The organism is Myxococcus virescens, assembly GCF_900101905.1.
GTDB lineage: Bacteria > Myxococcota > Myxococcia > Myxococcales > Myxococcaceae > Myxococcus > Myxococcus virescens.
In genome coordinates, this window is the sequence record NZ_FNAJ01000005.1 from 59,915 (window position 1) to 85,301 (window position 25,387).

Annotated in this window: 18 protein-coding genes; 4 read left to right on the forward strand and 14 right to left on the reverse strand. The window is 68.0% G+C overall.

Annotation, left to right across the window (positions count from 1 at the left end):
- Positions 1-15 precede the first annotated feature (15 nt).
- Entirely contained in the window at positions 16-678 is a 663-nt protein-coding gene (locus BLU09_RS16385) for a glutathione S-transferase family protein (RefSeq protein ID WP_090490487.1), read from the reverse strand.
- A gap of 92 nt (positions 679-770) precedes the next feature.
- On the opposite strand from BLU09_RS16385, the gene BLU09_RS16390 reads away from it, so the two are divergent.
- Positions 771-1,271: a winged helix-turn-helix transcriptional regulator gene (locus BLU09_RS16390; protein WP_090490488.1), complete on the forward strand. Its 501-nt coding sequence runs from the start codon at positions 771-773 to the stop codon at positions 1,269-1,271.
- Positions 1,272-1,318: 47 nt separating this feature from the next.
- Here the strand turns inward: BLU09_RS16390 and cmk are convergent, their stop codons facing one another.
- Genes cmk through BLU09_RS16405 form a run of 3 tightly spaced genes read right to left on the reverse strand, consistent with a single transcriptional unit; the run spans position 1,319 to position 4,094 of the window.
- Positions 1,319-2,011 carry a (d)CMP kinase gene (cmk, locus tag BLU09_RS16395; protein WP_090490489.1) on the reverse strand — a complete coding sequence of 231 codons (693 nt, stop codon included), beginning with the start codon at positions 2,009-2,011 and terminating at the stop codon, positions 1,319-1,321.
- Positions 2,008-3,099, reverse strand: a complete 1,092-nt coding sequence (gene hisC, locus BLU09_RS16400; RefSeq protein ID WP_090490490.1) for a histidinol-phosphate transaminase — start codon at positions 3,097-3,099, stop codon at positions 2,008-2,010. The genes cmk and hisC overlap by 4 nt, the downstream gene beginning before the upstream one ends.
- Positions 3,100-3,125: 26 nt before the next feature.
- Complete coding sequence (locus tag BLU09_RS16405; protein ID WP_011554047.1) at positions 3,126-4,094, reverse strand: acetyl-CoA carboxylase carboxyltransferase subunit alpha; 969 nt, start codon at positions 4,092-4,094, stop codon at positions 3,126-3,128.
- A gap of 71 nt (positions 4,095-4,165) precedes the next feature.
- Between BLU09_RS16405 and BLU09_RS16410 the strand changes: the two genes are divergently transcribed.
- Entirely contained in the window at positions 4,166-4,852 is a 687-nt protein-coding gene (locus BLU09_RS16410; RefSeq protein ID WP_244171774.1) for a tetratricopeptide repeat protein, read from the forward strand.
- Between the two features lie 236 nt (positions 4,853-5,088).
- Here the strand turns inward: BLU09_RS16410 and BLU09_RS16415 are convergent, their stop codons facing one another.
- The 6 genes from BLU09_RS16415 to BLU09_RS16440 form a co-directional block, all read right to left on the reverse strand.
- Positions 5,089-7,056, reverse strand: a complete 1,968-nt coding sequence (locus tag BLU09_RS16415; RefSeq protein ID WP_090490491.1) for an ArsA family ATPase — start codon at positions 7,054-7,056, stop codon at positions 5,089-5,091.
- 269 nt (positions 7,057-7,325) lie between these two features.
- Complete coding sequence (nla6, locus tag BLU09_RS16420; RefSeq protein WP_090490492.1) at positions 7,326-8,777, reverse strand: enhancer binding protein Nla6; 1,452 nt, start codon at positions 8,775-8,777, stop codon at positions 7,326-7,328.
- Between the two features lie 79 nt (positions 8,778-8,856).
- Positions 8,857-9,594 carry a histidine kinase dimerization/phospho-acceptor domain-containing protein gene (locus BLU09_RS16425; RefSeq protein WP_090490493.1) on the reverse strand — a complete coding sequence of 246 codons (738 nt, stop codon included), beginning with the start codon at positions 9,592-9,594 and terminating at the stop codon, positions 8,857-8,859.
- A gap of 176 nt (positions 9,595-9,770) precedes the next feature.
- Positions 9,771-10,223, reverse strand: a complete 453-nt coding sequence (locus BLU09_RS16430) for a deoxycytidylate deaminase (RefSeq protein ID WP_090490494.1) — start codon at positions 10,221-10,223, stop codon at positions 9,771-9,773.
- A 94-nt stretch (positions 10,224-10,317) separates the two neighbouring features.
- Positions 10,318-11,196, reverse strand: coding sequence for a S1 family peptidase (locus BLU09_RS16435; protein ID WP_090490495.1), 879 nt, complete (start codon positions 11,194-11,196; stop codon positions 10,318-10,320).
- A gap of 122 nt (positions 11,197-11,318) precedes the next feature.
- A complete protein-coding gene (locus BLU09_RS16440) occupies positions 11,319-13,565 on the reverse strand; it encodes a PrkA family serine protein kinase (protein WP_090490496.1) in 2,247 nt (748 codons plus the stop codon).
- A 273-nt stretch (positions 13,566-13,838) separates the two neighbouring features.
- Here BLU09_RS16440 and BLU09_RS16445 point away from each other — a divergent pair, with 273 nt between their 5' ends.
- Positions 13,839-15,359 carry an Hsp70 family protein gene (locus BLU09_RS16445; RefSeq protein WP_090490497.1) on the forward strand — a complete coding sequence of 507 codons (1,521 nt, stop codon included), beginning with the start codon at positions 13,839-13,841 and terminating at the stop codon, positions 15,357-15,359.
- A gap of 91 nt (positions 15,360-15,450) precedes the next feature.
- Here BLU09_RS16445 and BLU09_RS16450 read toward each other — a convergent pair whose 3' ends face one another.
- Positions 15,451-17,427, reverse strand: a complete 1,977-nt coding sequence (locus BLU09_RS16450; RefSeq protein ID WP_244171775.1) for a protein kinase domain-containing protein — start codon at positions 17,425-17,427, stop codon at positions 15,451-15,453.
- A 161-nt stretch (positions 17,428-17,588) separates the two neighbouring features.
- Between BLU09_RS16450 and BLU09_RS16455 the strand changes: the two genes are divergently transcribed.
- Positions 17,589-19,730: a carotenoid oxygenase family protein gene (locus BLU09_RS16455; RefSeq protein WP_244171776.1), complete on the forward strand. Its 2,142-nt coding sequence runs from the start codon at positions 17,589-17,591 to the stop codon at positions 19,728-19,730.
- Between the two features lie 68 nt (positions 19,731-19,798).
- Here the strand turns inward: BLU09_RS16455 and BLU09_RS16460 are convergent, their stop codons facing one another.
- The 3 genes from BLU09_RS16460 to leuS form a co-directional block, all read right to left on the reverse strand.
- Positions 19,799-20,671, reverse strand: a complete 873-nt coding sequence (locus BLU09_RS16460) for an aspartate dehydrogenase domain-containing protein (RefSeq protein WP_090490499.1) — start codon at positions 20,669-20,671, stop codon at positions 19,799-19,801.
- A gap of 72 nt (positions 20,672-20,743) precedes the next feature.
- Complete coding sequence (gene asnB / locus BLU09_RS16465) at positions 20,744-22,762, reverse strand: asparagine synthase (glutamine-hydrolyzing) (RefSeq protein WP_090490500.1); 2,019 nt, start codon at positions 22,760-22,762, stop codon at positions 20,744-20,746.
- A 136-nt stretch (positions 22,763-22,898) separates the two neighbouring features.
- Positions 22,899-25,385 carry a leucine--tRNA ligase gene (gene leuS / locus BLU09_RS16470; RefSeq protein WP_090490501.1) on the reverse strand — a complete coding sequence of 829 codons (2,487 nt, stop codon included), beginning with the start codon at positions 25,383-25,385 and terminating at the stop codon, positions 22,899-22,901.
- Positions 25,386-25,387 lie beyond the last annotated feature (2 nt).

A 25,387-nucleotide genomic window follows, 5' to 3' on the forward strand; every position in this document is an offset into this window, starting at 1 on the left:
GGCGGGCGCCGAGCGTCAATCCCGGTCTGGCGCGCCCAGGGGAAAGAGCGGCCGGAATCGCCGCGCCTCATTCACCGCGCGGGCGAAGGACGGGCGCGCAAGCAGCCGCGAGCGGTAGGCGCGGAGCACGGGAAACGCATCGGAGATCCGGTGCGTCCAGTCCGCGTAGAACAGCGAGGGCGCGGCGGCGCAGTCCGCCAGCGTGAAGTCCTCGCCAGGGGCGGCCCAGGTCCTGTCGGCGAGCTGCCCTTCGAGCCAGGCGTAGGCGACCTCCAGCTTCTTCACGGCCAGGGCCAGGCCTTCATGGCGCTTCACCGAATCCCCCGTCAGCGCGCCATCGACCGCGTGCTGCGCCGCGTTCATGACGTGCAGGTCGAAGAAGCGATCGAGAAAGCGCACGTCGAGCGCCGCCATCGGGTCCGCGGGCAACAGACGCACGGGCCCCGGATGTACGAGCTGCAGGTACTCGATGATGATGCTGGTCTCGGCGATGTCGCGCTCGCCATCCACCAGCAGCGGGAACTTGCGCAGCGGCCAGCGCCGCGACCACTCGGCCGAGTGCTGAGGTGTTTCCGGCCCGATACAGCGGAACTCGAAGGGCGTGCCGTTCTCGTACAACGCGATGAGGACCTTCTGCGTGTACGAAGAAAAGGGATGACCGTAGAGCACGAGTGACATCGGCGGACTCCTGTCGCAGACCGCTTGCAAGTTGCAAGCAGTCAAAACCCTATCCCTACCACTTGCACATCGCAAGGAGTAGCCTGGAGAGAATGGCCATGGCGCAGACAGGGCGGTCCGGCTGCCCGATCAACCTGACGCTCGAACAGCTCGGCGACCGTTGGAGCCTGGTCGTCATCCGCGACGTCATGTTCGGAAACAGACGCAGCTACGGAGAGCTGCTCGCGCAGAGCGAGGAACGCATCGCCTCGAACATCCTCGCGGACCGGCTGAAGCGCCTGACGGCGGCCGGCCTGCTGACGCGACGCCCGGATCCCACCCACCGGCAGAAATTCATCTACAGCCTGACGGAAGCGGCCATCCAGCTCGTGCCACTCCTCGCGCACATGGGCGCCTGGGGTCGCCGGCATACGCGCCCGAGCAAGGCGCTGTCCGTGCGCGCGGAGCTGCTGGAACAGGGCGGCGCTCCGCTCTGGAACGCCTTCATGGAGGAGCTGCGCCACCTGCATCTCGGGACGCCGCGGCCGGCGCGCTCGGTATTTGGCGAACTGCAGGCCGCCTACGAGAAGGCGCTGGCGAAGCGCTCCCGCTGAGCCCGGCGCGTCGTCCTCTGCGCCGGGCCAAGGTTCAGCCACCCGCGCTAGGCGCGCTGGGCCAGCCGGCGCAGGATTTCAGACTCCATCCCGTGCACCACCTCCGACAGGGGGATGCTGCTGGAGTCCACGTGCACCGCGTCCTCGGCGGCCTTCAGCGGCGCCACGGCGCGGGCGGAGTCGTCGCGGTCCCGCTTCGTCTGGTCCGCGAGCACGGCGTCCAGGCTGCTCTCCACGCCCTTCTGGAACAGCTCCTCGTAGCGGCGCCGGGCGCGCACCTCGGGGCTGGCCGCCAGGAAGAACTTCGCGTCCGCGTCCGGGAACACCACCGTGCCGATGTCACGGCCCTCCAGAATGGCGCCCTTCTCCGCCTCCAGCGCCAGCCGCCGCTGGAGCTGCAGCAGGCCCGCGCGCACGACCGGCCGCCCGGACACCTGGGACGCCGCCATGGAGATGTCTGGCGTGCGAATCTCCCCGGACACGTCCTGGCCGCCCAGGAAGACGTGGTTCTCCTCGCCCACCACCTGGAAGTGGATGTGCACGCGGCCCAGCAGCGCACCCAGGCCCGCGTCGTCGTCGAAGGCGATGCCCTCACGCTGGGCCATCACGGCCACGCAGCGGTAGATGGCGCCCGTGTCCACCAGCGAGAAGCCCAGCCGGCGCGCCAGCAGCTTGGACACCGAGGACTTACCGGCGCCCGCGGGGCCGTCGATGGCGACGATGAAAGGCCGGGCGCTCATGACAGGAGCTCTTTCAACACCTGGACGCAGCGCGCGTTCTCCGCGGGCGTGCCCACGGAGATGCGCACGTGGTTCGGGAAGCCCTGCCCCGCGAAGGGCCGGACGATGACGCCCTTGCGCAGCAGCTGCTCGTACAGCGCCACCGCGGGACGGCCGAAGTCCACGAACACGAAGTTCGCGTGGCTGTGCGTGAGCGTGCCGCCCAGCTTCGGCAACTCCGCGGCGAAGTAGTCCAGGCCCGCGCGGTTCACCTCACGCGTGCGGCGCACGTGCTCGGTGTCTTCCAGGGCCGCCAGACCCGCGGCCTGGGCCAGCACCGTCAGGTTGAAGGGCATGCGCGTACGGTGCAGGTACGCCGCCAGCCGGGCATCCATGATGCCGTAGCCCAGGCGCACGCCCGCCAGCCCGTGAATTTTGCTGAAGGTGCGCAGCGCCACCAGGTTCGGGTGCCGGCCGACCAGCGGCACGGCGCTGGTGTACTCGGGCCACTCGACGAACTCGAAGTAGGCCTCGTCGTGCACCACCAGCACCTCCGGCGGCACCGCGGCCAGGAAGCGCGTCAGGGCGTCGCGGCTGAACGCGGTGCCCGTGGGGTTGTCCGGGTTGGCCAGGAACACCATCCGCGTGCGCGGGGTGATGGCCTTCGCCATGGCCTCCAGGTCGTACTGGAAGCCCTCGCGCATGGGCACCTCCACGAAGGGCCGCCCGTGGGCCTGCGCGGAGATGCGGTACGCGGAGAAGGAGCCCTGGCACAGGAGGATTTCGTCCTCCGGCGTGGTGAAGGTGCGGATGAGCAGCTCGATGAGCTCGTTGGAGCCGCTGCCCAGCACCACCTGCTCCGGATTCACGTCCACGTGCGCGGCCAGCTTGCGCACCAGGTGGAAGGACGTGGCGTCGGGGTACAGGTGCGTCGCGCCAGAGACGTTCCGCATGGCCTCCACGGCGCGCGGGGAGGGCCCCAGTGGGTTTTCGTTCGAGGCCAGCTTGATGACGCCCTTGAGGCCGAACTCGCGCTCGGTCTCTTCAATGGGCTTGCCGGGCACGTACGGCTTGAGCGTCTCAACGTGGGTGGGGACGAGCGGTCGCATGGTGTAAGGGCCCTGATACGGTGGATTCAGCGTCCGGAGAACACACCGAGCGCGCGAAACTTCGCGTACCGGTCCTGGACCAGTTCATCGGGCGACAGCTCGGCGAGCTGTCCCAGGTGCTTGCGCAGCGTCTTGCCCAGCGCCTCCGCCATCTTCGCGGGGTCGCGGTGGGCCCCACCAGCGGGCTCGGCGATGGCCTCGTCGATGATCTTCATCTCCAGCAGGTCCTTCGCGGTGAGCCGCATCGCGTCCGCGGCCTTGTCCGCCTTGGCGGCGTCGCGGAACAGGATGGAGGCGCAGCCCTCCGGGGAGATGACGGAGTAGACGCTGTTCTGGAGCATCAGCACGCGGTTGCCCACGCCAATGGCCAGCGCGCCGCCGGAACCACCCTCACCCACCACCGTGGAGATGATGGGCACGCGCAGCCGGCTCATGACCTCCAGGTTGACGGCGATGGCCTCGGCCTGCCCACGCTCCTCGGCGCCGATGCCCGGGTACGCGCCCGGCGTGTCGACGAAGGTGAGGATGGGCTTCTCGAAGCGCTCGGCCAGCTCCATGAGGCGGCGGGCCTTGCGGTAGCCCTCCGGGCGCGGCATGCCGAAGTTGCGCGCCATGTTCTCCTTGGTGTTGCGGCCCTTCTGGTGGCCCATCACCATCACCGGCTTGCCGTCGAAGCGCGCGAAGCCGCCGACGATGGACGGGTCCTCGCCAAAGGCCCGGTCACCGCACAGCTCGACGAAGTCGGTGAAGAGGTAGTGGACGTAGTCGAGGAAGTAGGGGCGGTTCGGGTGCCGGGACATCTGCACCACCTGCCACCGAGTCAGGTCGCTGAAGATCTCCGTCTGGAGCTTCTTCGCCTTCTTCTCGAGCTTGGAGATCTCCGAGGAGAAGTCCACCGTTCCGCTGGTGGAGAGGACCTTGAGCTCGTCGATCTTCTTTTCCAGCTCAATCAGGGGGCGCTCGAACTCGAGCACATAGCTGGTACCGGTTGCCATGGCGCGGAACTAGCACCAGGGTAAGGCGGCTTTCAACGCGCAAGCGTTTACGCACCCCTGTCTGGAGGCACATGCACCCCGCCCTGCCCCTGTTGCTCATGGCCCTCACGGGCGCCGCGCCCACCCCCAATGCTCGGGGACTGAACACCCAGGGCTTCCGGCTGTACCAGGCGGGGCGCTACCCAGAGGCCCTGGAGCGCTTCCAGGCGTCCGCCCGGGAGTCCCCGGGCTATGCGCTGGCCCACTACAACCTGGCCGCCACCCTGGGGCTGCTCCGCAAGCAGGGGAAGGTCTGCGAGTACAGCGCCCACCGGGACGTCATCGTCGAGCACCTCACCCAGGCGGTGAAGCTGGATGCCCGGCGGCTCACCCGCGCGAAGGAAGACGCGGACTTCACCCCCATCCGGGACACCCTGGGCTGGCAGAAGCTGCTGGGCCGCAGCCCGGCGAGGGAGGCGGATGTCCCCGTGCTGCTGCGCGAGGTGTCCTGGTTCGGCCCGGGTGTGGGCGTCTACGGCACCACCCAGGAGCTGCGCTTCGGCCCCTCCGGCAAGGTCACCCTGTGGACGAAGGAGGTGGGCGACGACGGGACGCCCCGCCAGAAGGAGACGCGGGGCCGCTACACGGTGCGCGACAGGAAGGTAACGCTCCGGTTGAATGGCCGCGCGCCGCTGGAAGGCACGCTGACGGAGACGGGCGCGCTCACCTTCCCCGGCCTGGAGACGTTCACCGACTCACCTTCGGAATGCGAGGCGTGAGCCCCCGCGCTCGCTTTCAGATACGGCCCGCGCAACCCCCTTGGCACCCATGCCGCGCGTCGTCATGGTGCGCACGGGGGCAGGTGGGAAGGGATGATTCTTCGGGGTGGAATCAGGGCGTGAGGCGGATGTGGCGGCGGCCCCCTCTACTTCTGCACAACGGCCAGGACACTCCCGCCGGGTGAAACGAAGCCCGGCAGGGCGCCCCTTGGCTCGCTCCACGGCGAGCCTGGGCCTCAGGCCGCCTTGGTCTTCGCGGCCGGCGGCGACAGCGCGTACCACGCCGTGCGGAAGGCCTTCAGCTCGCGCAGACCCGCCGGGTGACGGCCCAGGGCCGGCGCCATGGTCACCGGCAGGCCCAGCTTCTTCTCAATGGCCTTCGCCGCGTTGAGCTCCAGCTTGCGCCGGTTCTCGCACTTGTCGCAGGTGGACTTGGGGCCCACGCGGTTGACGAGCACCCGCTCCACGGGGAGCTTCTTCTCCCGCAGGTACTCCACCAGCCGCTCGGTGCGGGCCGCGGCCAGCTCCTCGCCACGCGTGACGACCACGAAGCGCGCCTCGCTCGGGGAGGCCAGCGCGTCCTCGAAGCGCTTCACGTGCTTGATCATCCCGGCGATGTCGTCCGCCAGCTCGCCCAGGCCCTTGGCGCGGTGCTTGGTCAGCACCGCGTGCAGCGCGCCCAGCCACGTCTTGGCCGTCTCCGCCATTTCCACCACGCGCACGGACGTCACCACCGGCGCCGAGTCCACCACGATGCGCTTGAAGCGCTCCTGCACCAGCGCGTCCGTCAGGCAGGACAGCGCGGCCAGCTCGTCGATGCCCGGCGGCGCGCACTCCAGCAGGTTGCGCAGGTAGAGCAGATCCGAGGGCACCTCGCTGCCCGACCGGGGCGCGCCCTCGAAGGCCTTCTCCGCCTTCTCCTTCACCCGCTTGCGCAGGGCATTGAACCAGCCGGCGATGTCCAGCTCGCGCGCGTACAGGCCCTTGGTGCCCTTTACCTGCGTCTCCGTGTCCGTCAGACGGCTCTGCAGCACGTCCGACAGCGAGTGCGCCGGATCCGTGGAGATGAGGAGCACCGGCCCCTCCTTCTCCGTCAGCGTCACCGCGGCGGCGGCGGCGCAGGAGCTCTTGCCCACCCCGCCCTGCCCCACGAAGAAGATGAGCCGCGTGGGCGGCAGCGGCGGCGCGGCGATGGGCGGCATGGACGGCGCGCGCACCAGCGCCGGAGGCCCTTCTGCCGCGGCGAACTCCAGCGCCTTGGTCTCCTTGCCAGCGGCCCACGCCTTGGCAAGCAGCGCCAGGCCATCCAGCCCGCGCGGCGCCACTTCACGCCGGCCCAGCAGGTGCACCGGCACCGTCTTGTCCAGCGCCTGGAACTTGCGGACGTGGGGGGCCTGTAGGCCGCGGCGCCCCTGACACGCGGGACAGCCGTCCTTGTCCTCGATCTGATTGACGACGATCTCCGTCACCGGCAGCCCGCGCTCGCGAAGCTGGGTGAAGAGCATGCGCGTCTGCGCCTCGGGCACCGGCTCCGCCAGCGCCACCAGGTGGAAGGCCGTGCGCGTGGCGTCCTTCAGCAGCGCCAGCAGCTTCTCCGCCTTCTGCCCCACCTGATCCAGGAAGCCGGGCGCATCGGCCGCGGCGGCCGCCTTCTTGCCCTTCTTCGCCGGCGCCTCCGTCTTGTCCCCACCGGCCTTCACCAGGCCCAGGAACTTGCGCAGGCTCGCCGGCAGGTCGAACAGCCGCAGGGTGTGGCTGGTCGGCGCGGCGTCCACCACGATGCGGTCGAACGCCTCGTCCTCCAGCAGGTCCACCACGTGGAAGAGCGCCACCAGCTCCTCCAGCCCCGGCACCGCCTGCTGGTACAGCTTGCCCATGTCGTCTTCCGACACGTGCGTGCCCTTCGCCGCGGCCTTCGACAGCGCTGGCAGGTAGGAGGCCAGGAAGGGCTTCATCAGCGCCGCCGGCTCCACTTCCAGGCCGTACACGCCGCCGTCTCCCTTGCCCGGGACCAGCTTGGTCGCCTTGGCAGGGAGCTTCTTCTTCACCAGGTCCGACAGGGAGCGGACCGGGTCCAACGACACGAGCAGCACCCGCTCCTTGGGCGCCTCCTCCGACAGCCTCAACGCATATGCCGCCGCGAGCGTGGTCTTACCTACCCCGCCTTTGCCGCCGAAGAAGTGAAGTACTCGCGCGTCGCTCATTGCGTTGTGGCCTTCCTTGTGCCCCCCCGCGGCACCCGATGCACACTCCGGGGCGCCCGAATAGATTGGCGCCGCTGGAGTTGCCCGAGGCGTGGAACATGTACGGCCGGGCACTCCCTGTGGGTGGGAGACCCCCCAAGAATCCCCCGTCCGGAGGTCAAAAGTCAAGAATTGACGGGGGTTTCGCGGCGGGGTCGCCGCCTGGGCGGGCATCCCCTCCGAGCCAGGCCAAGAGCCCGGAATCCGAAGGGGATTTCCTACCTGTGAGGTCAGCGGATGACGAACGAGTTGGTGCCCACGGCCCCCATCGCGCCGTCACTCCCCTGCCCGCCCAGGGGGCCGCCACCGCCGCCGGGCGCCTGCTGCGCGCGGGCCTCGGCCGCGTAGCGGTTGAGCTTGTTGTAGAGCGTCTTCTCGCTCACCCCCAGCACCTCGGCGGTGCGGGCCTTGTTGTTCCCGTTCCGCTGGAGGCTGCCCAGGATGTACTCGCGCTCCACCGCGTCCAGGCTCAGCCCGAAGGGCAGCCGGAAGGTGTGGCGCTCCGGGCTCTTGCCGGCCATGTCGGGCGGCAGGTGCTCGCGGGTGATCAGCTCCCCGTCGCACAGGATGACGGCGCGCTCCACCGCGTTGCGCAGTTCGCGGATGTTGCCCGGCCAGTCGTAGTTCTTCAGGACCTCCATGGCCTCCGGGTGCACGCCGCTGACGCGCTTGCCGGAGTCGCCGCGGAACTTGTCCACGAAGTGCTGCACCAGGATGGGGACGTCGTCGCGGCGCTCGCGCAGGGGCGGCAGGTGGATCTGGAAGACGTTGAGGCGGAAGTAGAGATCCTCGCGGAAGCGCCCGTTCTTGATCTCCTGCTTGAGGTCGCGGTTGGTGGCGCAGAGCACGCGCACGTCCACCTCGATCTCCACCTTGCCGCCCAGCCGGCGCAGCTTGCCCTCTTCCAGCACGCGCAGGAGCTTGGCCTGCAGCTCGATGGGAATCTCACCCAATTCGTCCAGGAAGAGCGTGCCGCCGTGGGCCATCTCGAACACGCCGGGCCGCCGCTGATCCGCGCCGGTGAAGGCGCCGCGCTCGTGGCCGAACAGCTCGGACTCGATGAGCGTGGCCGGGATGGACGCGCAGTTGATGGCGATGAAGGGCTTGTCGCGGCGCAGGGACAGGTTGTGCACCGCGCGGGACACCACTTCCTTGCCCGTGCCGGACTCGCCGCTGATGGACACGCTGGCCTTGGAGGGCGCCACCTTCTCCACCAGCTCGATGACCTTGCGCATGCCCACGGACTGCGCAATCAGGTCCGACGAGCCGAGCTGCTTCAGACGCCGCCGCAGCGTCTGCACCTCGCGCATCGTCTCCTTCTTCTCCAGCGCCCGGTCGATACAGACCTTGAGCCGCGCGGTATCCAGCGGCTTGACGATGAAGTCGTAGGCGCCCTCGCGGATGGACTCCACCGCGGCGTCGATGGTGCCTCGCCCCGTCAGGAAGACCACCGGGCAGTCCGGCAGCTCCTCCTTCAGGTTGCGCAGCAACCAGAGCCCATCCGTCTCCGGCATGGCCAGATCCGACAGGACCACGTCCGGCCGGAACTCGTTCGCCTTGCGAAGGGCGTCATGCCCGTCGAATGCGATCTCGACCTTGTGTCCCCAGGCGCTGAGCATGTCCGCCAGCGCCTCACACGTGTCGCGTTCGTCATCCACGGCCAGGATTCGTGCGCTGCCCAAGTGAAGACCTCCCGTACTGCGTCGTGACGCGAAGTTGTCGTGACTCGAAATAAGAAGCCGGCCCGTCCAGATGAGACACTCAGGCGCGGGAGAAACTCAGGCGGCACAGCCCCGCCCGGACGTACAGGTCGACGCCCAACTGTGAACAGCGCAGTTGCAGCGCGGCCACGGCTTCGGGCAGGGGCTCGGGGCAGGCGCCGGCCGAATCCTCGACCTCCAGCACCGCGCTCGACTCGTCCCCGCGCACCGTGACCCGGATGGAGCCGCCGTTCTCCGCCCGGCGGAAGGCGCGCAGCAGCGCCTGGATGAGGAAGAAGCCCAGCTCCGACGTGTCCTGCAGGCGGACCTGGACGCCCGCCTCCACCGCCGCCTGGACCTGGACGCGGCGCTTGCGGCCCTCGTGCCCCAGCACGCCCAGCGCCCGCGTGGTGGCCTCCGACAGGTCCGCCACGCCCGGCGCGCCGCCTCGGAAGACGACGAAGTCGCTGAACAGCTTCAGGATGGCGTCCACGCGCTGGATCTGATCGCGCATGGCCTTGAGGTTCTTCTCCTGCGACGGCGGCACGCTCCCCGTCTCCGCCTTCAGCTTCTCCGACAGGACCTCCAGGTGGATGGCCAGCGCGTTCAGCGGATTGCGGACGTCGTGCAGCAGGCTGTCCATCAGCGTGGGGACGGCCAGATACCGGGCCGCGCCCACCACGGGCTGCGGCGCGTCCTCAACAGAGGATGCACTATTTGACATTGCTGTCGAGGTAACCAACTGGAACTCCTCGGGATTTTCCCTGATCCACCCCCGCCGCCGCCCAACCGGAGCCAAGAGTTAGGGAGCCGTTCCAACATCGTCAACCCTGGGTCGGTAATTCTTGCCGGAAGTGGCAAATTCCCCATGCACGGCGCGGACTTACGTCCGCCCGCGAGTGTTTTTCAGGTGACGATTGAGGAGCCCGCGCGATCCGCGCGGAAATGCCCGGACTGCCCCGCGGTGCGGGGTGATCAGGCACCCGAGGCGGGAGGCCGGGCGGCATCGCCCAGACCCACCAGGTCCAGCTTCAGCCGGGCCGCGTACTCGAAGATGCGAGGGTCCCGGTAGAACTCGCCGAACACGATGCGCACCAGGCCCGCGTTGGCGATCAGCTTGAAGCACGGCCAGCAAGGCGAGGCGGTGGTGTAGATGGTCGCCCCGTCGATGCTGACGCCGTTGGTGGCGGCCTGGATGATGGCGTTGGCCTCCGCGTGGACGGTGGCCACGCAGTGTCCGTTCTCCATCATGTGGCCCACGTCATCGCAGTGCGGCAGCCCGCGGATGGCGCCGTTGTAGCCGGTGGACAGGATGGTCCTGCCCCGGACGATGACGGCGCCCACGTGCTTGCGATCACACGTGGCGCGCGAGGCCACCTGCGTCGCGATGTCCATGAAGTACTGATCCCACGAGACACGTCCGGCCATCCCACGCCTCCAGTCCGGCGGATGTACCCCGCTCGCGCGCGGTGTCGAGATTCCTGCCAGCCCGCCCGGAGGACTGGGACGCCGCGCGAAGTGGCTAACGCCCGGCGGCGTGTGCGACGCCACCTTCCGTCATGGGCTTGCGCGCCAGCAGCCGGCCAAAGCCCTTGGCCTGGAGGAAGTGGCGCACCTTCGCGCTGGGTGCGGCGAACGTCTCTCCGGGCATGGGCACGTCGAAGCTGTAGTTCTCCTCCTGCACCTCGAAGTCCACCTTCGCGGTGCGGTAGCCCTCGACGATGGCCAGCAGCCGGCCCGTCGTCAGGCTGAAGATGCCGCCGCCCGACGCGCCGTAGCCGATGGGGGCGTCCGTCTTCACCATCTTCGGGCGCTGGGAGGCCTTGTCCCACTCGACCTGGGACAGCATGCCGCCGGACAGCGACAGCGCGCGGCCGAACGGCGAGGCGGCCACCACCACGTCCTCGCCCAGCTCCAGCTCCGCGTCGTCCGCCAGCTCCACCGCGGGCAGGTCCAGCCCCGGCACGCGCACCAGCGCGAGGTCCAGGTCAGGCACCTCGCCCATCGCCACCACCTCGCCCCGGTGCTCCAGCGACTCCGCGCGGCGGTCCACCAGCACGCGCAGCTCCGGAGCCTCCATCCCGTCCATGGCCACCGCGTGTGCGTTGGTGACCACCCAGGCGACCGTGGCGCCGTTCGCGTCCCGCTCGGCGCCCACCACCACGCCCGACGCCGTGCTGCGCACCCTGCCCTGCGAGGCCAGTTGCAGCCGCACGTTGTGCGGGAGGATGCGCCGCACCTGCTCCTTGCGCGTCATGCGCGGCGCGTCCGGCACCGCGATGACACGCTCGACGACGGGCGCCACCTGGGATGCGGGGGTGGCGGCGGCCGGCTGAGGCGGAGCACCGGCGCACGACACGAGGGCGAGCAGGGCGGGGGCGCCCAGGAGGAAGCGGGTCATCGACTCTCCGGTCTGGGGGGAAAACGGATGCAGCCAGTACAACTCCCTGGCAGCCCCCATCATCCCGAGCCCTTTCCGGCTTTGAAAGCAGGCGTCCAGGCGGGCCCCGGACGCCTGCCCGGTCACGCGTAGCGCTTCTTCATCAGGAAGAGGATGGCGTCCTTCGCGCACGCCTCGCAGTAGCCGTAGCGCTCCGCCATCGTCTTCAGCGTGCTCTGCACCTGCGTCTGCTCGCGCGCGGTGAGCTGGTTGCGGTCCTCGGACAGGTACTTGAGGACGTTCTCCTTGTTCTTGCGCAGCACGCGCTTGCGCTCCTCGAAGTAGTGATCTCGCAGGCGCTTGAACATGTCCGGGAAGATGCGGCCGTAGTCCATGACCGCGTCCGGGTTGTCCAGCCGGTGCGCGCCGATGGAGGCGATGAGTCCCCGGCGGAAGTCAGCGGCGTCCTCGCCGCGCGGCATGATGATGGCCTCCACCTCCACCATGCGCTGCTCGTCCGGCGCCTCCATCACACCGGTGACGCGGTTGCGCATCTTCTCCCCACGCACCCAGTGGCTGATGGTCTGGATGTAGCGCTCTACCAGCTCGCGGTACTGCCCCTCCGACACCAGGCCCATGGACTCGCGCACCTCCGAGTCCACCCGGTCCAGGTACTCCGCCTCCGCCAACCGCACGAAGGCGTCATGGTCGTGGTAGCCGTCCACCACCTCCTGCAAGAGGAACTCGTAGACGCTCTTGTCCTTGCAGATGGCGGACAGCTCCTCCAGCACCGCCAGCGCGTTGAGGCACTTGTAGTCGGTGTTCTGCGCGGCATTGAAGAGCGCCGTCTTGATTTCGCGCGCGCTGGCGCCCGAGCGCCCCTCGTAGTTCGGGTACGCGTCCGACTCCGTGAACAGGTCCTCGCGCAGCTTGCGCAGCTCCTTCGTGTTGGCCAGGCTCAGCCGGTCCGGCGGCGCGCCCTCCTCGTAGAGGTGCAGCTTCTCCACCGGCGTCACCTGGTCGATGAGCTCCTTCACGTCCTGCGGGTAGCGGTCCGGAATGGGCTTCTTCAGCCGGGTGAGCACCGCCCACATGGCCGCCAGCTCCGTGGCATGGGGCGCCACGTGCTTGCCCACGGTGGTGGAGGTGATCTGCGCGTCGTAGATCTGCTGCTCGGTGCGGTAGCGGCGCAGGTAGGGCACGCGCACCAGCTCGATGCGGCCCTTGAAGGACGCGAAGTCCGGCAGCTCCTTGAAGGCGTTGAGGTGCTTCTCGTTCGCCGACGCGATGAGCACCTCGTCGAGTTGGAGGACGAAGGGCTCCAGCGGCACCTCGCCCGTCTCGCTGAAGCCCAGCAGGTACTTGAAGGCCTCCAGGGGCCGCTTGAGCAGGTCCGCGTACTCGATGAGGCCGCGGTTGGCGTGGACCAGCGGGCCGTGCGGCTCGAAGAGCACCGTGCTGTGCAGCGGCGCGGGCACGTTGAGCTGGGTGCGGTCCGCGGTGAGCTGCTGGACGACGGCGTCCACGCTCATCTGCGGCTCCACCGTCACCGTGCCCACCTGGTAGCGGCGCGACACGTAGAAGCGCTCCACCTGGACGTGGCGCATCACCTTCAGCCAGTCCCCGCCGTAGGAGTTGAGCAGCGCGGTGTAGATGCGGCGGCACTTGGAGCACAGCTCGCCGTCCCGCACGTAGTCGGACAGGATGAAGTCGCCACTCTCCCCGTCCCCGTTGCCCAGGCCCTTCTTCTTGAGCGCCGTCTCCAGCAGCTTGCGGCGCTCGCCGGGCGGGACGGCGAAGAGCGGGTGGTCCCGCAGCTCGCACGGCATGCGCAGGTCGATGGACTCCGCGTCCAGATGCGCGAAGGTGGTCATCTCCCCACCGGCGGAGTCCCGCTCGCCGAAGCCAATGGAGCCCTTGATGAGCTTCTCCGACGGGAACACCCAGGCGAGCCGGTAGAGCGCGCCCTGGGGCAGCCGCGAGTACGCCTCCATGCCCTCCTTCAGGGCATTGACGATCGTGGACTTGGCGCTGCCATTGGGCCCGTGCAGGAGGATGAGCTTGTTGATACGGCCGGCCCGCACGAAGTTGCCGAGCAACCGGTAGATGGCGTTCTGCACCTCCTCCTGGCCCGCCACCCGGTCGTCCCGGTCGCCGCCGGGCACGTCGAAGACCTGGAAGCGCCGGATGGTGCCCGTGGGGTGCGGCACCGTGGTGGTGCCGAAGTGGTCCATCACGTCCCGCAGGTACTGCGCCGCGTTGCGGGCCTGGCCCTTCGGGTCGCTGAAGAAGAGGGAGAGATACTCCTCGAAGGAGAGAATCGACCGGTTCTTGACGAAGTCGGCGTTCACCTGCGCGCCCACTTCCTGCAGATAACCCTTCGCGTCCAAGTTGACTCTCCTCTGGTCCGTCGTCCACCACCAAGTTTTCCGCCCGGGCCACCAATGTCCAGCACCCCAGACGCCATTGTCGGCTGGGGCACGCGCTGCTGGCCACCGGGCGGCCACAGGGAGCGCTACGGCGCCCTCCAGGGGAAGCAGGGAGCCCGGGTCCGCATTCCCGGGGAGCGGCAATCGCCGCGGTGTGTGAACTCGCGCGCGGCGCGAGGGTGCGCTACGGTCTTTTCCTTCCTCTGCGGCCTACCCACCCGGAGTCCAAGCAAGATGCACAAGGAGCCCATCATCGGCATCGACCTCGGCACGACCAACTCGTGCGCGGCGATCGTCGAGGACAGCGGGAACGTCAAGCTCATCCCCTACAAGGGCGGCGAGTACACCATCCCCTCGATCTTCGCGATCGACGACAAGGGGAACGAACTCATCGGCTACGAGGCCAAGCGCCAGTGGCAGCTCAACCCGCGCAACACCGTCTACGGTTCCAAGCGGCTGGTGGGCCGAGGCTTCGGCAGCGAAGTCGTCGACACGATGAAGCAGGTCGTGGCGTACAACATGCGCCCCGGCAAGCAGAGCGACGTCATCCTGGACGTGGGCAAGAAGGAGTTCGCCCTCCAGGAGATCAGCGCCAAGATCCTGGGGAAGATTCGCGAGGTCGCCTCCAACTACCTGAAGATGCCCATCAAGCGGGCGGTGGTGACGGTGCCGGCCTACTTCAACGACCGGCAGCGCCAGTCGGTGAAGGACGCGGGCAAGCTCATCGACCTGGAAGTGGTGCGCATCATCAACGAGCCCACCGCGGCGGCGCTGGCCTACGGCGTGGGCAAGGGGCTGAAGGAGAAGGTCGTCATCTACGACCTGGGCGGCGGCACCTTCGACGTCTCCATCATCGAGATCCGCGACCGCGTCTTCGAGGTGAAGGCCACCGGCGGTGACGTCTTCCTGGGCGGCATCGACTTCGACAACGCCATCATCCACCACGTCCTCAAGGACTTCGCGGCGAAGACGGGCCTCGACCTCGCCACGGACCCGGTGGCGATGCAGCGCATCAAGGACCTGGCCGAACGCACGAAGATCGACCTCTCCGCCCGCGAGGAGGTCCCCTTCAACATCCCCTTCATCACGATGACGTCCCAGGGCCAGCCCCTGAACATCGAGATGAAGTTCAGCCGGAAGATGCTGGAGCAGCTCACCAACCAGCTCGTGGACCGCACCCTGCAGATGGTGGCGCGCGTGCTGGTGGACTCGGGACTGTCCACCAAGGACGTCGACGAGGTCATGCTCGTGGGCGGCCAGACGCGCATGCCCATCGTCCAGGACCGGCTCACCAAGTTCTTCGGCAAGCCGCCCAGCAAGGGCGTGCACCCGGACGAGGCCGTGGCCATTGGCGCCGCGCTCTACGCGCACTCGCTCCAGGACGACACCAACCTGCGCATCCAGCTCCTGGACGTGATTCCCATGGCCATTGGCCTGGAGAAGGCGGGCGGCGCCTTCCACACCGTCTTCCCGCGCAACGCGTCCATCCCCAACGCCAAGCAATTGCTGGCCACCACCAGCATGGACAACCAGACCGAGCTCGCCGTGCGCATCTTCCAGGGCGACAACGAGCTGGTGGCCCGCAACGACATGCTGGGCGAGTTCACCTTCTCCGGCATCCAGCCCGGCCGCGCTGGCGCCGCGCAGGTGGAGATCACCTTCGACGTGAACGTGGAAGGCATCCTCACCATGCGCGCCCGCGACCCGGCGTCCGGCCGCGAGATGAAGACCACGGTGCGCGTCACCAATGCCTGATGGAAGTCCCCTGCCCCGCTCCCGTGCGCCAGGAGCGGGGCGCCCTCGGCCGCCCCGGCCTTCCGCATCACGGAACAGCGGGCGCGGCCCCTCAGCCGCCCTGCGTGGTTCCCCGGCCTTCTGGCGCCGCCTCCGGCGCCAGGAAGGCGGTCGCATCGTCGGGGCCCGGTGCGCCATGGCCCTCGTCGCGGGCCAGCTCGAAGAGGCCCGTCTCCACGGGCGACAGGCGGAAGCGTGACGCCGCGCGCGCCTGGGCCCGGCCGCTGACCAGCACCTGCCCACGCCCGGCCCTCGCCGCCAGCCGCGCCGCGGTGTTCACCACGTCCCCCAGCACCGTGAAGTCCAGCCGGCCGGAGGCCTTCGCCCCCACGCTGCCGGCCACCAGGTCGCCCGAATCCAGCCCCATGCAGACGCCGTGCGCATACGGTGCGCCCTCGCCGCCACGCAACGCCAGCGTACCCAGTTGCCGGTGGATGGCGTGGCAGGCCTCCAGCGCCAGGTCCACGTGCCCGGGGCCTCGGAAGACGGCCATCACCGCGTCCCCCATGAACTTGTCCACGATGCCGCCGCGCGCGAGCAACTCCGGGACAATGGCCTCGAAGTTGGCGTTGAGACGGCGCAGGGACTCCGGCGGCGCTTCCTGGTGCAGCACCGGCGTGAAGGCATCCACGTCGATGAACACCACCGTGCCGTCCACCCACTCGCCCGCCATGGCGTCCGAGCCCTGGAGCAACGGCGGCAGACGCTCCAGCACCGCGCCCGGGACGAACATGCGCAGCAGGCCGTTCTCCTCCGTGTAGCGCACGGTGCGGCGCAGCTCGCGCACGTGCTTCAGCGTCTTGACGAGCGTGGCCTCCAGGTCCGGGAAGTCGATGGGCTTGGTGATGAAGTCGAAGGCGCCGCGATTCATCGCCGTGCGGATGTTGTTCATGTCGCCATACGCGGAGACGATGACCACCCGGGTCAGCGAGCTGATCTCCCCCACGCGCGACAGGAACGTCAGCCCATCCATGCGCGGCATGTTGATGTCGCAGAGGACGACTTCGATGTCCGGATGCTGGCGCATCTCCTCCAGCGCCTCCTCGCCGTCCGCGGCGAAGAGGAACTGGTAGACGGAGCGGCGGATCTGCTTGCGGAAGCTCTGCTCCATCAGCACGACGATGTCCGGCTCGTCATCGACGACCAGGATTTTCGCCGGGCGCGACGGCCGGCCCGCGTCCACCGCGCTGGTGAGGGCGGAGGCCAGCTCGTGCGCGGACTGGAAGCGGCGCGCGGGGTCCACGTCCAGGGCGCGCGCGAAGAAGGCATCCACCTCCGTGCCCAGCTCCGGGGACAGGCTGGACGGCGTCGCGGGCGGCGGCGGCACGTTGCCCAGGCGCATCTGCCGCAGCGACTCCAGGGGGAACGGGTGCTGTCCCGTCAGCGCGCGGTACGCCACCACGGCCAGCGACCAGAGGTCACAGCGGTGGTCCAGCCGCGGCTCCAGCCCTCGGAGCTGCTCGGGGCTCATGTACCGGGGCGTGCCGGCCATCTCCTCCTCGGGATGTGGCCGGGCCGCGCCGCCCGACATCAGCAGCGCCAGACCGAAGTCCAACACCTTCACCTGCTCGCCATGCTCCGTGCGCGCGAGGAACAGGTTGGCCGGCTTGAGGTCGCGGTGGATGACGCCCGCGGCGTGCGCGGCGGTGAGCGCGCGGGCCGCCTGCGTCACCAGCCGCTCCACCATGGCCAGGGACAGCCGGCCGCGGCGGTTCAACAGGGCCTCCAAGTCCTCGCCCACCAGCCACTCCATGACGATGTAGGGCGTCTCGCCGGAGAGGTCGCAGTCGTGGACCTGGATGACGTGGGGATTCTGGAGGCGGGCAATCGCCTGCGCTTCCCATTCGAACTGCCGGCGAGCCAGGGGCGCGGGCGCGCAGTGGGCCGCCATCAGCTTGAGGGCCACGCGGCGCTGGAGCTTGGGATCCAACGCCACCCAGATGGTGCCCATGCCACCGCCAGCCAGCCGCCGCTCCAGGACGTATCGGTCGCCAATGACTTGTCGCTCGGAGTGGGAGTCTTCGACCATGGGAGGCGGGCAGTGTCTCACACCGGCCCCTCACAAGGTACCGCGGGCTGCCCTCTCCCACGGCGGCCAGCCGCGCGGCGCCGACCGGTCTGTCACAACCCGCGTGCTACGGTCCCGGCCCCCATCCCGATGCGGCTCACCCAACAACCACCGGAGGCGTCATGCCCGAGACTGAATCCGTCCTGAAGCACCCCGCCCCCGCGGCGCCCGAAGCGCCCCCTTCCCTCTCGCGCGAGTCGGACGGCCATGCGCTCCCCGGTCTGCACGTCCCACCGGGACTCAGGCCCGGCATGCCACGCAACGCGATGACCACCAGCCCGGTGGAGTACGTCAACGAGCCGCTGCAGGTGCTCGCCGGCACGCTGCCCGAGGACCTGCAGGGTCACGTCTATGTCGCGGGGCCCAGCGTGCACGCGGGCTCCCCGGCCCTGGCCTCGGACGGGCTCGTGCTGCGCCTGGACTTCCAGGTGGGCGGCGCCCGGTTCACCTCCGCCACCATGCGCACCCCCTCGTACTACGCGCGCCAGCAGGTGGACGCGGGCGCGACGGCGCGAGGCCCCCTGACGCGGCTGCTCAACCGCTTCCGCAAGACGACGCTGGCGGACGTGTCCCTCACGCTGGGCCCGCAGGAGACGCCCAACACGGCGCCCTTCCTGGTCGAGGGTGAGCGGATGCTGCTGGTGACGACGGACGCGGGCCGCCCGTGGGCCATCCACCCCAAGACGCTGAAGGCGTACACACCGCTGGGCTACCTGCGCGAGTGGAACCGCGCCCTCCCCACGCCGTGGGCCTTCCCCCTGCTGCAGAGCACGGCCCACCCGGCCTTCGACCCCGCCGAGCGCCTGGGCCCACGCATCAACAAGGACCGGCCCCGCCTCTTCTTCACCAACCACGCGCCCAAGTGGCCCCTGGGCGCCGGTTACACGCAACTGGTGAGCTGGGACACGGAAGAGAACCGGCTGAACCACTGGAAGCTGATGGACGCGGCCACGGGCGAGCCGGTGGTGGCGGCGTCGCTGCACCAGATCGCCGCCACGCGGGACTACGTGGTGCTGCTGGACTCCAACTTCCCCATCAACTTCTGGCAGATCGCCGCGCAGGCGGCGGTGCCCTTCCTGCCGCGGGTGCAGCGCGCGGTGGAGTGGCTGACGGCGTCCCCCGCCGCCCCGCAAGCGGTGTTCTGGGTGGTGCGGCGAGCGGACCTCCAGACGTCACCCGGGACGCTGGACCCGGAGAATCCGCCGCTCGTGTCCGCGCACCGCTTCCAGGCCGGAGGCGGCGGGCTGCACTTCGCCGCCATCTACGAGAACCCCGACGACGTCATCACCCTGGTCGCGGCGCACTCTCCCACCGAAGACCTGTCTCATACGCTGAAGCCGGGCGAGCTGCTCATCAATGGCAACCGCGTGCAGGACTGGCAGGCGGGAATGCCCACGGCGGTGCCCGTCACGCGCAGCTCCATGGGGGTGCACCGCATCGACATGAAGCGGCTGCGCATCCAGTCCAATCTGTATTCGCATGACGACTTCACCTGGGGCCTGACGGTCTTCTCCAACGCCGGCCTGGTGAATGGCGAGTTGGAGGCCCACTTCCGGCTGCTGGGCCACGTGATGAACGCCAAGTTGCCGACGAAGGAGCTGGCGCTCTACCTCAACTCGGACGGCTTCACGGCGGACATGGTCCCCGAGGCGCTCTACCAGCTTTACAAGCCCGTCGTCGGAGACAAGTCCGCGCTGCCCATCCGCGATGGCCGCGCGGCGAGCTTCTGCAAGTTCTTCGTCGACTCCGGCCGCTTCGAGGGCTTCGTGCTGCCCACCGGCTGGTTCGGCTTCGCGCCGCAGTTCGTCCCCAGCGCCCGGTTCCCCCAGGTGCCGCACTGGAAGGGCTACGTGGTGGCGCTCGTCGTGTCGGACCCGACGCCGGACCTGCCTGAGAACTCCACGGGCGACGAGGTCTGGATCTTCGACTCCGAGGACCTGGCCAAGGGCCCCATCTGCCGGCTGGGCAGCCGCAACTTCGACGTGGGCATGACGCTGCACACCACGTTCCTGCCACCGGGCCTGGCGGACCTCCTGGAAGGCCAGCCCCCGGGCAACGTGGCCCCGTACTGCGTGGACGTGCGGCAGGACCTCGACATGGACGCCATCGAACGGACGTACCTGGAGTGGCCCCAGACGCTGCTCCCACGGGTGCCCCGGGTGCTGTTCGCCCCGTGGCGCCTGGGCGTGAAGTGGGCATTGAACTTCCCGAAGCTGCGTCAGGTGCTCCAGGAGGACGTGTATCCGCACTTCCCGCGCAGGTGACTGCGTCAGGGCGCAGCTTCTTCGTCAGCGCCCCTGACGTCCGCCGAGCCATCCTGACAACGCGACCTTCACACGAAGAAGAAGCCGCCCCCGTGGCCAGTGCTGCGCTGGAGCGAAGCCAGGAACGAGGCAAAGGTCGCGCTGCCCGTCACCGCTCCGGGTCTGGCCGGATTCGTTCGTGTGGTCTTCAGCGTGAATCCGCCCCTCCCTTCCAGCTCAACCTCCACCACGTGAGACTCCAAACGCTTGTCTGCGATGATCTTCCCCCGGGTCTTGTCGAAACCAAAGGACGGACCCGAAGCGAGCGCCGCGCAGGCCATCGTGTTGACATTGCTCGGCGCGAGCGGCGCCAGCTCGCGCACGCTGCCATCGAAAATGACGAACTCATCCTGAGAGTCACTCTGTTCGTATTCGATGAGTCTGCTGCGAAGAGGCTCCTTCAGCTTGAACGCGCTTGGGTGTTTCTTCATGGTGACGCTCAGCGCGCGGATGCTGTCGCCCTGTTGGCCCAGCTTGGCGATGTCTTCAACCCCCCACAGCGCTCCCGCTGGCAGGTAGCACTCATGACGCGTGCCTTTCGCGGGCGCTTCTGCCAGTGCGCTGCGGATACGTTGCTCGACGGAAGCATCCGCGAATGCGGTCGGGCTACCGACGATCAGGTCGCAGTGCCGTAGGAAAAAGGCACCAAACCGCGCGACGATCTCCGGATGGCACACTTCGATGACAAGGTCGATCATGCCGTCATACTTTTCGAAAAGATGCAGCAGATCCCCGCTGTACCGCAGCGACTCGGGCTGCAGGGATGCAAGCTTGTCAGTCGTCCTGTTCCAGACGGCGATCAGCTCGAACTGCGCCGAAACGGCAGGGTCCCCCTGGATCGCGTCGACCAGGTATTGACCCAGGTTGCCATATCCAATGATTGCGGTGCGTATGCGAGTCACAGTTCCCTGCTTCTGGTGAGTGGACGGCGAGTTCGCGAGAAGACGGCGAAGGAATGACCGATGAAGGGTGGGTTACGTCCCTGTCGCCACGTCGCCCGTCGCCAGCCTGTCCTCACGCATCTGCAGGCCCGCAGATTTCGAAGGCATCTTGCCAGGGAGGTGTCCCCCCAAGGACTCAGCGCCACGTGAGATGAAGAGGTGATGAAGGATCTGCAGGCTACAGGCGACGAGCAGAAACCTGTCCGCGATGACGCGAAACCTCTCAAATCGACGGAGAAACCTGGCGAAGGCAATCATGGGCCACTTCAGAATGCCAGCCTCTCGCACGGCGCTCGGCGTCAGATAGGTGTCGCACAGCCGATCACAGGCTGGATACGCCTCACGATTGAAGGTTGGAACCGTCGTGCTGAACGGCCATTTCTCCCGCGCCTGAACCTCTTCGGGCACGAGGTCCGCGGCGATCTCCCGAAGGATGTACTTCTCCTTCCCTTGATGGATCTTGAAATCGATGGGGATGTCGCGCGCGAGCTCGAACAGGTGGTGATCCAGGAATGGAACCCGCCCTTCGATGGAATGGGCCATCTCCATGCGATCGCCGAAGCAGACCAGGATCGCCTTCCGGAGATGGTCTTTCATGCGCCGATACTGGTCCTTCAGGAGCGGGTGGCGCCCCTCGAGCTGTGACTGATCCAAGGGCTGCCTGGGCAAGAGCGTCGCCAGCGGCTCGCTGCGCGATGGCGCACGAAACTCCTTGCGGAAGGTCAGCACCCTGACGATCGCGTAGAGGAACTTCCAGTACCGGAGAACGAACCATTCGCGAACGCGGCTCGCAGCGCGGATGAACACCGGCCTCTGGTAGCCATGGAGCTTGTCCCGGAACATCTTGTAGCCGAGGAACACCTCGTCCGCCCCCTCCCCGGTCAAGACGACGCTGACGTGCTTCTTCGCGAAGTCGGAGAGCAGGAACTTCGCAACCGGTGCGAAGTCGAAGATGATGTCCTCGCTGTGCCAGAGACAGGCCTCGAGATTCTCCCAGAGGTCGTTGGTTTCGACGTCGAGCACATGATGTTCCACCCCGATGTGCTCGGCAATGCGCTCGGCGTTCGAGCGCTCGTTGAATCTGGGCATGTCCGCGAAGGACACGGTGAAAGCGAGCGGTGGCTGATTCCCGAGACGACGGACCTTGGCCGCGACGAGCGCCGAGTCGATTCCCCCGCTCAGGTAGACCCCCACTGGCACGTCAGCCCGGAGACGCAACCGGATGGCTTCCGTCAGAGCCGCGTCGGTTTCTGCCTTCCATTGCGAAAAGTCCTTGGCTGCCCCGCCACCATCTCCCTTGGGGAAGTCCGGCCTCCAGTAGGTCAGCAAACGAGGCGCGGGCTCAACCAGGTCCACGACGAGCGCCGTGCCAGGCGGCAGATCGTAAATGCCCCGGAACAGGGTCTCGTTCTCGTTCCGTTCGCCAAACGGCAGGACGAACTGCATCCTGGCCTCTTTGAGACCAGAGGCCAGGATCGCTTTGATTTCAGAGGCGAAGACCCAGCCGCCGTCGTCGGTGTTCGCAACAAAAAGCGGCTTGATGCCAAACCGGTCCCTGCAAGCAATCAGCCGTCTTCGCTTCTTGTCGAAGAGAAGAAAGGCAAACTCTCCCCGCAGGTGCTGGAACAGCTCCAGGCCGTGCTTTTGGTAGAGCCCCAGGATGACTTCGGAGTCGCTGCGGGTCTTGAACTGGAAGCCCTCCGCCTCGAGCTCTTGCCGTTGCCTTTCAAAGTCATAGACCTCGCCATTACAGACGAGGACGCATTCGCCGGCCGAGTCGAACAAGGGCTGAACGCCGTTCTCCAGGTCGATGATGGACAGACGGCTGTGCGCCAGGCCCACGCCGGTCTCATCGTCTAGAAAAGCACCCTGACCATCCGGCCCACGGTGCTCCAACACCTTGCATGCGCGACCGAGCGCCAGCCGATCAACCCGTGCGTCTACAGCACCGAAAACTCCACACATGAACCCCTCCCCAGGGACCTGATGAAAGTCGATTCCGAAGGAACAGGGCCCGCGGAAGTCCCGGGCGCCTGTGTTCCCCTCGGCCATCAGGCCGCGGCACTGCGTAAGTCATTCCGGAGCAGCGTGAGACTGATAGCGGCGCACTTCGCGGCGCCCGGAAGGGGCCCCTGTTCGGGGCGCTCCCCTCCGTTCGCCGCTCATCCCGCCCCCCCGTAGGGCCTCATCAGCCAACGACGATGTTGATGATTCGCCCTGGCACGTAGACGAACCGGCGCTCGGTCTTCCCGGCGAGATGCGGGATGAGCTCCGGCTCTCGGTGGACGGCCTCACGCGCCTCCGCCTCCGTGGCGTCTCGCTTCAGGCGCAGCTTCCCGCGGACCTTGCCGTTGACCTGGATGGCCATTTCGACGAGCTCGTCCACGGTCAACGCGGGGTCGTATTCAGGCCACGGCTGGAGGGAAATGGACTCGCTTGCGCCCCAGCGGTGCCAGAGTTCCTCCGAGAGGTGAGGCGCGAATGGGGAGAGAATCCGCGCAAAGACCCTGGCCGCCTCGAGCGGCACGCGCGGGAGCTCGGCCAGCGCGTTGGCGAGGATCATCATCGCGCTCACGGCCGTGTTGAAGCGCAGCGCTTCGATGTCCTCCCCCACCTTCTTCACCGTCTTGTGCAGCAGCCGCCGCACGTCCTCGGTCAGCTCCGCCGGCGCCCCCCCCGCGTCCTCCGTCACGAACGCGAGCATGTTCCACACGCGGTCAAGGAAGCGCCGCACGCCGATGACGCCGTTGGTCTGCCACGGCTTCACCGCCTCCAGCGGCCCCATGAACATCTCGTACATGCGCAGGGCATCCGCACCGAACTGCCGGACAATGTCGTCCGGGTTCACCACGTTGCCGCGCGACTTGGACATCTTCTCGTTGTTCTCACCGAGGATCATTCCCTGGTGGACGAGCTTCTTGAACGGCTCGGCGTGCGTGACGAGGCCGCAGTCGAACAGCACCTTGTGCCAGAACCGGGCGTAGAGCAGGTGCAGCACCGCGTGCTCCGAACCGCCGACATACAGGTCCACCGGCATCCAGGCGTCGTACGCCTCCTGCGAGAAGATGGCCTGGGTGTTCTTCGGGTCAGTGAAGCGCAGGTAGTACCAGCACGAGCCCGCCCATTGAGGCATGGTGTTGGTCTCTCGCGCGTACCACTTTCCATCGCGCTGGAAGAAACGCCAATCCAAGGCGCGGGCCAGCGGGCCCGCCGGGTCCTCGCTGGGCTTGAAGTCCTCGAGCTCGGGGAGCCGCACCGGCAGCTCGTCCTCGGACACGGGCAGAGGCTGATCGTAGCGAATGGTGTGGGGATGAACCCGCGGGTCCGATGAGCCCTCCGCGAGCTCGACCGGGAAATAGATGGGGATCGGCTCTCCCCAATAGCGCTGGCGCGAGAACACCCAATCCCTCAAGCGGTACTGGACGCGCCGTGCGCCCAGTCCCTCGCGCTCGAGGTGGGCGAGCATGGCCGCCTTGGCCTCGGGCGTCCGCAGTCCATCGAGGAAACGCGAGCGCACCGCGACGCCGTCCCCCACGAATGCCTCCGTCCACGTGCCGGTCTCGTTCAGGGCGCCGTCGGCCGAAACCACCTCGACGACGGGCAAGCCGAGGGCACGTGCGAACTCGAAGTCACGCGCGTCATGTCCGGGCACGGCCATGATGGCGCCCGTCCCATAAGAGCCGAGCACGAAGTCCGCGACCCAGATGGGGAGGCGCGCTCCCGTGAGCGGGTGCAGCGCGTAGGAGCCGGTGAACACGCCGGTCTTGGCTTTCGTGAGCGCGGTGCGGTCCAACTCGCTTCGGCTCGCAGTCGCCTCTCGGTAGGCCAGAACCTCGGCGCGCCGCTCCGCCGTGGCGAACCGCTCCAGCAGCGGGTGCTCGGGTGCAACGACCATGTACGTCGCGCCGAAGAGCGTGTCCGGACGGGTGGTGAAGATGCGGAGGCGGTCCGCGCTGCCCTCGATGAGGAAATCGACTTCAGCGCCCTCGCTGCGCCCGATCCAGTGGAGCTGCTTCTCCCGCGTCTCGGGCCAATCCAGCCCCGAGAGGTCCTCGGCGAGCCGATCGGCATACGCCGTGATGCGAAGCGTCCACTGCCGCAGCGGCAGCCGCACCACCGGGTGACTGCCCCGCTCGCTTTTCCCGTCAATGACCTCCTCGTTGGCGAGCACCGTGCCGAGCGCCGCGCACCAGTTCACCGGGAGCTCGGCCTGATAGGCCAGCCCGCGCTCGAAGAGCTTGAGGAAGAGCCACTGGGTCCAACGCACGTACTCCGTGTCTGTCGTGGAGAGCTCGCGAGACCAGTCGTACGAGAACCCGAGAGACTTGAGCTGCCGCTTGAACGTCGCGATGTTCTTCGCGGTGGTATCCGCCGGGCGGGTTCCCGTTTCGAGCGCGTGCTGCTCCGCGGGCAGGCCGAACGCGTCCCATCCCATGGGATGAAGGACGTCATATCCCCGCATCCGCAAGTATCGCGAGATGATGTCCGTGGCCGTGTAGCCCTCCGGGTGCCCGACGTGCAGCCCGGCCCCCGAGGGGTAAGGGAACATGTCGAGGATGTATGCCTTCGGTTTGCCGGGGTGCCTGCGCGCCTCGAAGAGGCGCTGCTCTTCCCAACGGGCCTGCCAGAGGGGTTCGATGTTCGCCGGGTCGTACTTCGGCCGTTCTGTGGACATGG

Excerpts from the sequence above, each read along its gene's own strand:
- BLU09_RS16455 (WP_244171776.1), top strand. The coding sequence starts at position 17,589 with ATGCCCGAGACTGAATCCGTCCTGAAGCACCCCGCCCCCGCGGCGCCC.
- BLU09_RS16430 (WP_090490494.1), bottom strand. The coding sequence starts at position 10,223 with ATGGCCGGACGTGTCTCGTGGGATCAGTACTTCATGGACATCGCGACG.
- BLU09_RS16410 (WP_244171774.1), top strand. The coding sequence starts at position 4,166 with ATGCACCCCGCCCTGCCCCTGTTGCTCATGGCCCTCACGGGCGCCGCG.
- BLU09_RS16385 (WP_090490487.1), bottom strand. The coding sequence starts at position 678 with ATGTCACTCGTGCTCTACGGTCATCCCTTTTCTTCGTACACGCAGAAG.
- BLU09_RS16435 (WP_090490495.1), bottom strand. The coding sequence starts at position 11,196 with ATGACCCGCTTCCTCCTGGGCGCCCCCGCCCTGCTCGCCCTCGTGTCG.
- BLU09_RS16445 (WP_090490497.1), top strand. The coding sequence starts at position 13,839 with ATGCACAAGGAGCCCATCATCGGCATCGACCTCGGCACGACCAACTCG.
- leuS (WP_090490501.1), bottom strand. The coding sequence starts at position 25,385 with ATGTCCACAGAACGGCCGAAGTACGACCCGGCGAACATCGAACCCCTC.
- BLU09_RS16390 (WP_090490488.1), top strand. The coding sequence starts at position 771 with ATGGCCATGGCGCAGACAGGGCGGTCCGGCTGCCCGATCAACCTGACG.
- hisC (WP_090490490.1), bottom strand. The coding sequence starts at position 3,099 with ATGCGACCGCTCGTCCCCACCCACGTTGAGACGCTCAAGCCGTACGTG.
- asnB (WP_090490500.1), bottom strand. The coding sequence starts at position 22,762 with ATGGCCGAGGGGAACACAGGCGCCCGGGACTTCCGCGGGCCCTGTTCC.
- BLU09_RS16405 (WP_011554047.1), bottom strand. The coding sequence starts at position 4,094 with ATGGCAACCGGTACCAGCTATGTGCTCGAGTTCGAGCGCCCCCTGATT.
- cmk (WP_090490489.1), bottom strand. The coding sequence starts at position 2,011 with ATGAGCGCCCGGCCTTTCATCGTCGCCATCGACGGCCCCGCGGGCGCC.
- BLU09_RS16415 (WP_090490491.1), bottom strand. The coding sequence starts at position 7,056 with ATGAGCGACGCGCGAGTACTTCACTTCTTCGGCGGCAAAGGCGGGGTA.
- BLU09_RS16450 (WP_244171775.1), bottom strand. The coding sequence starts at position 17,427 with ATGGTCGAAGACTCCCACTCCGAGCGACAAGTCATTGGCGACCGATAC.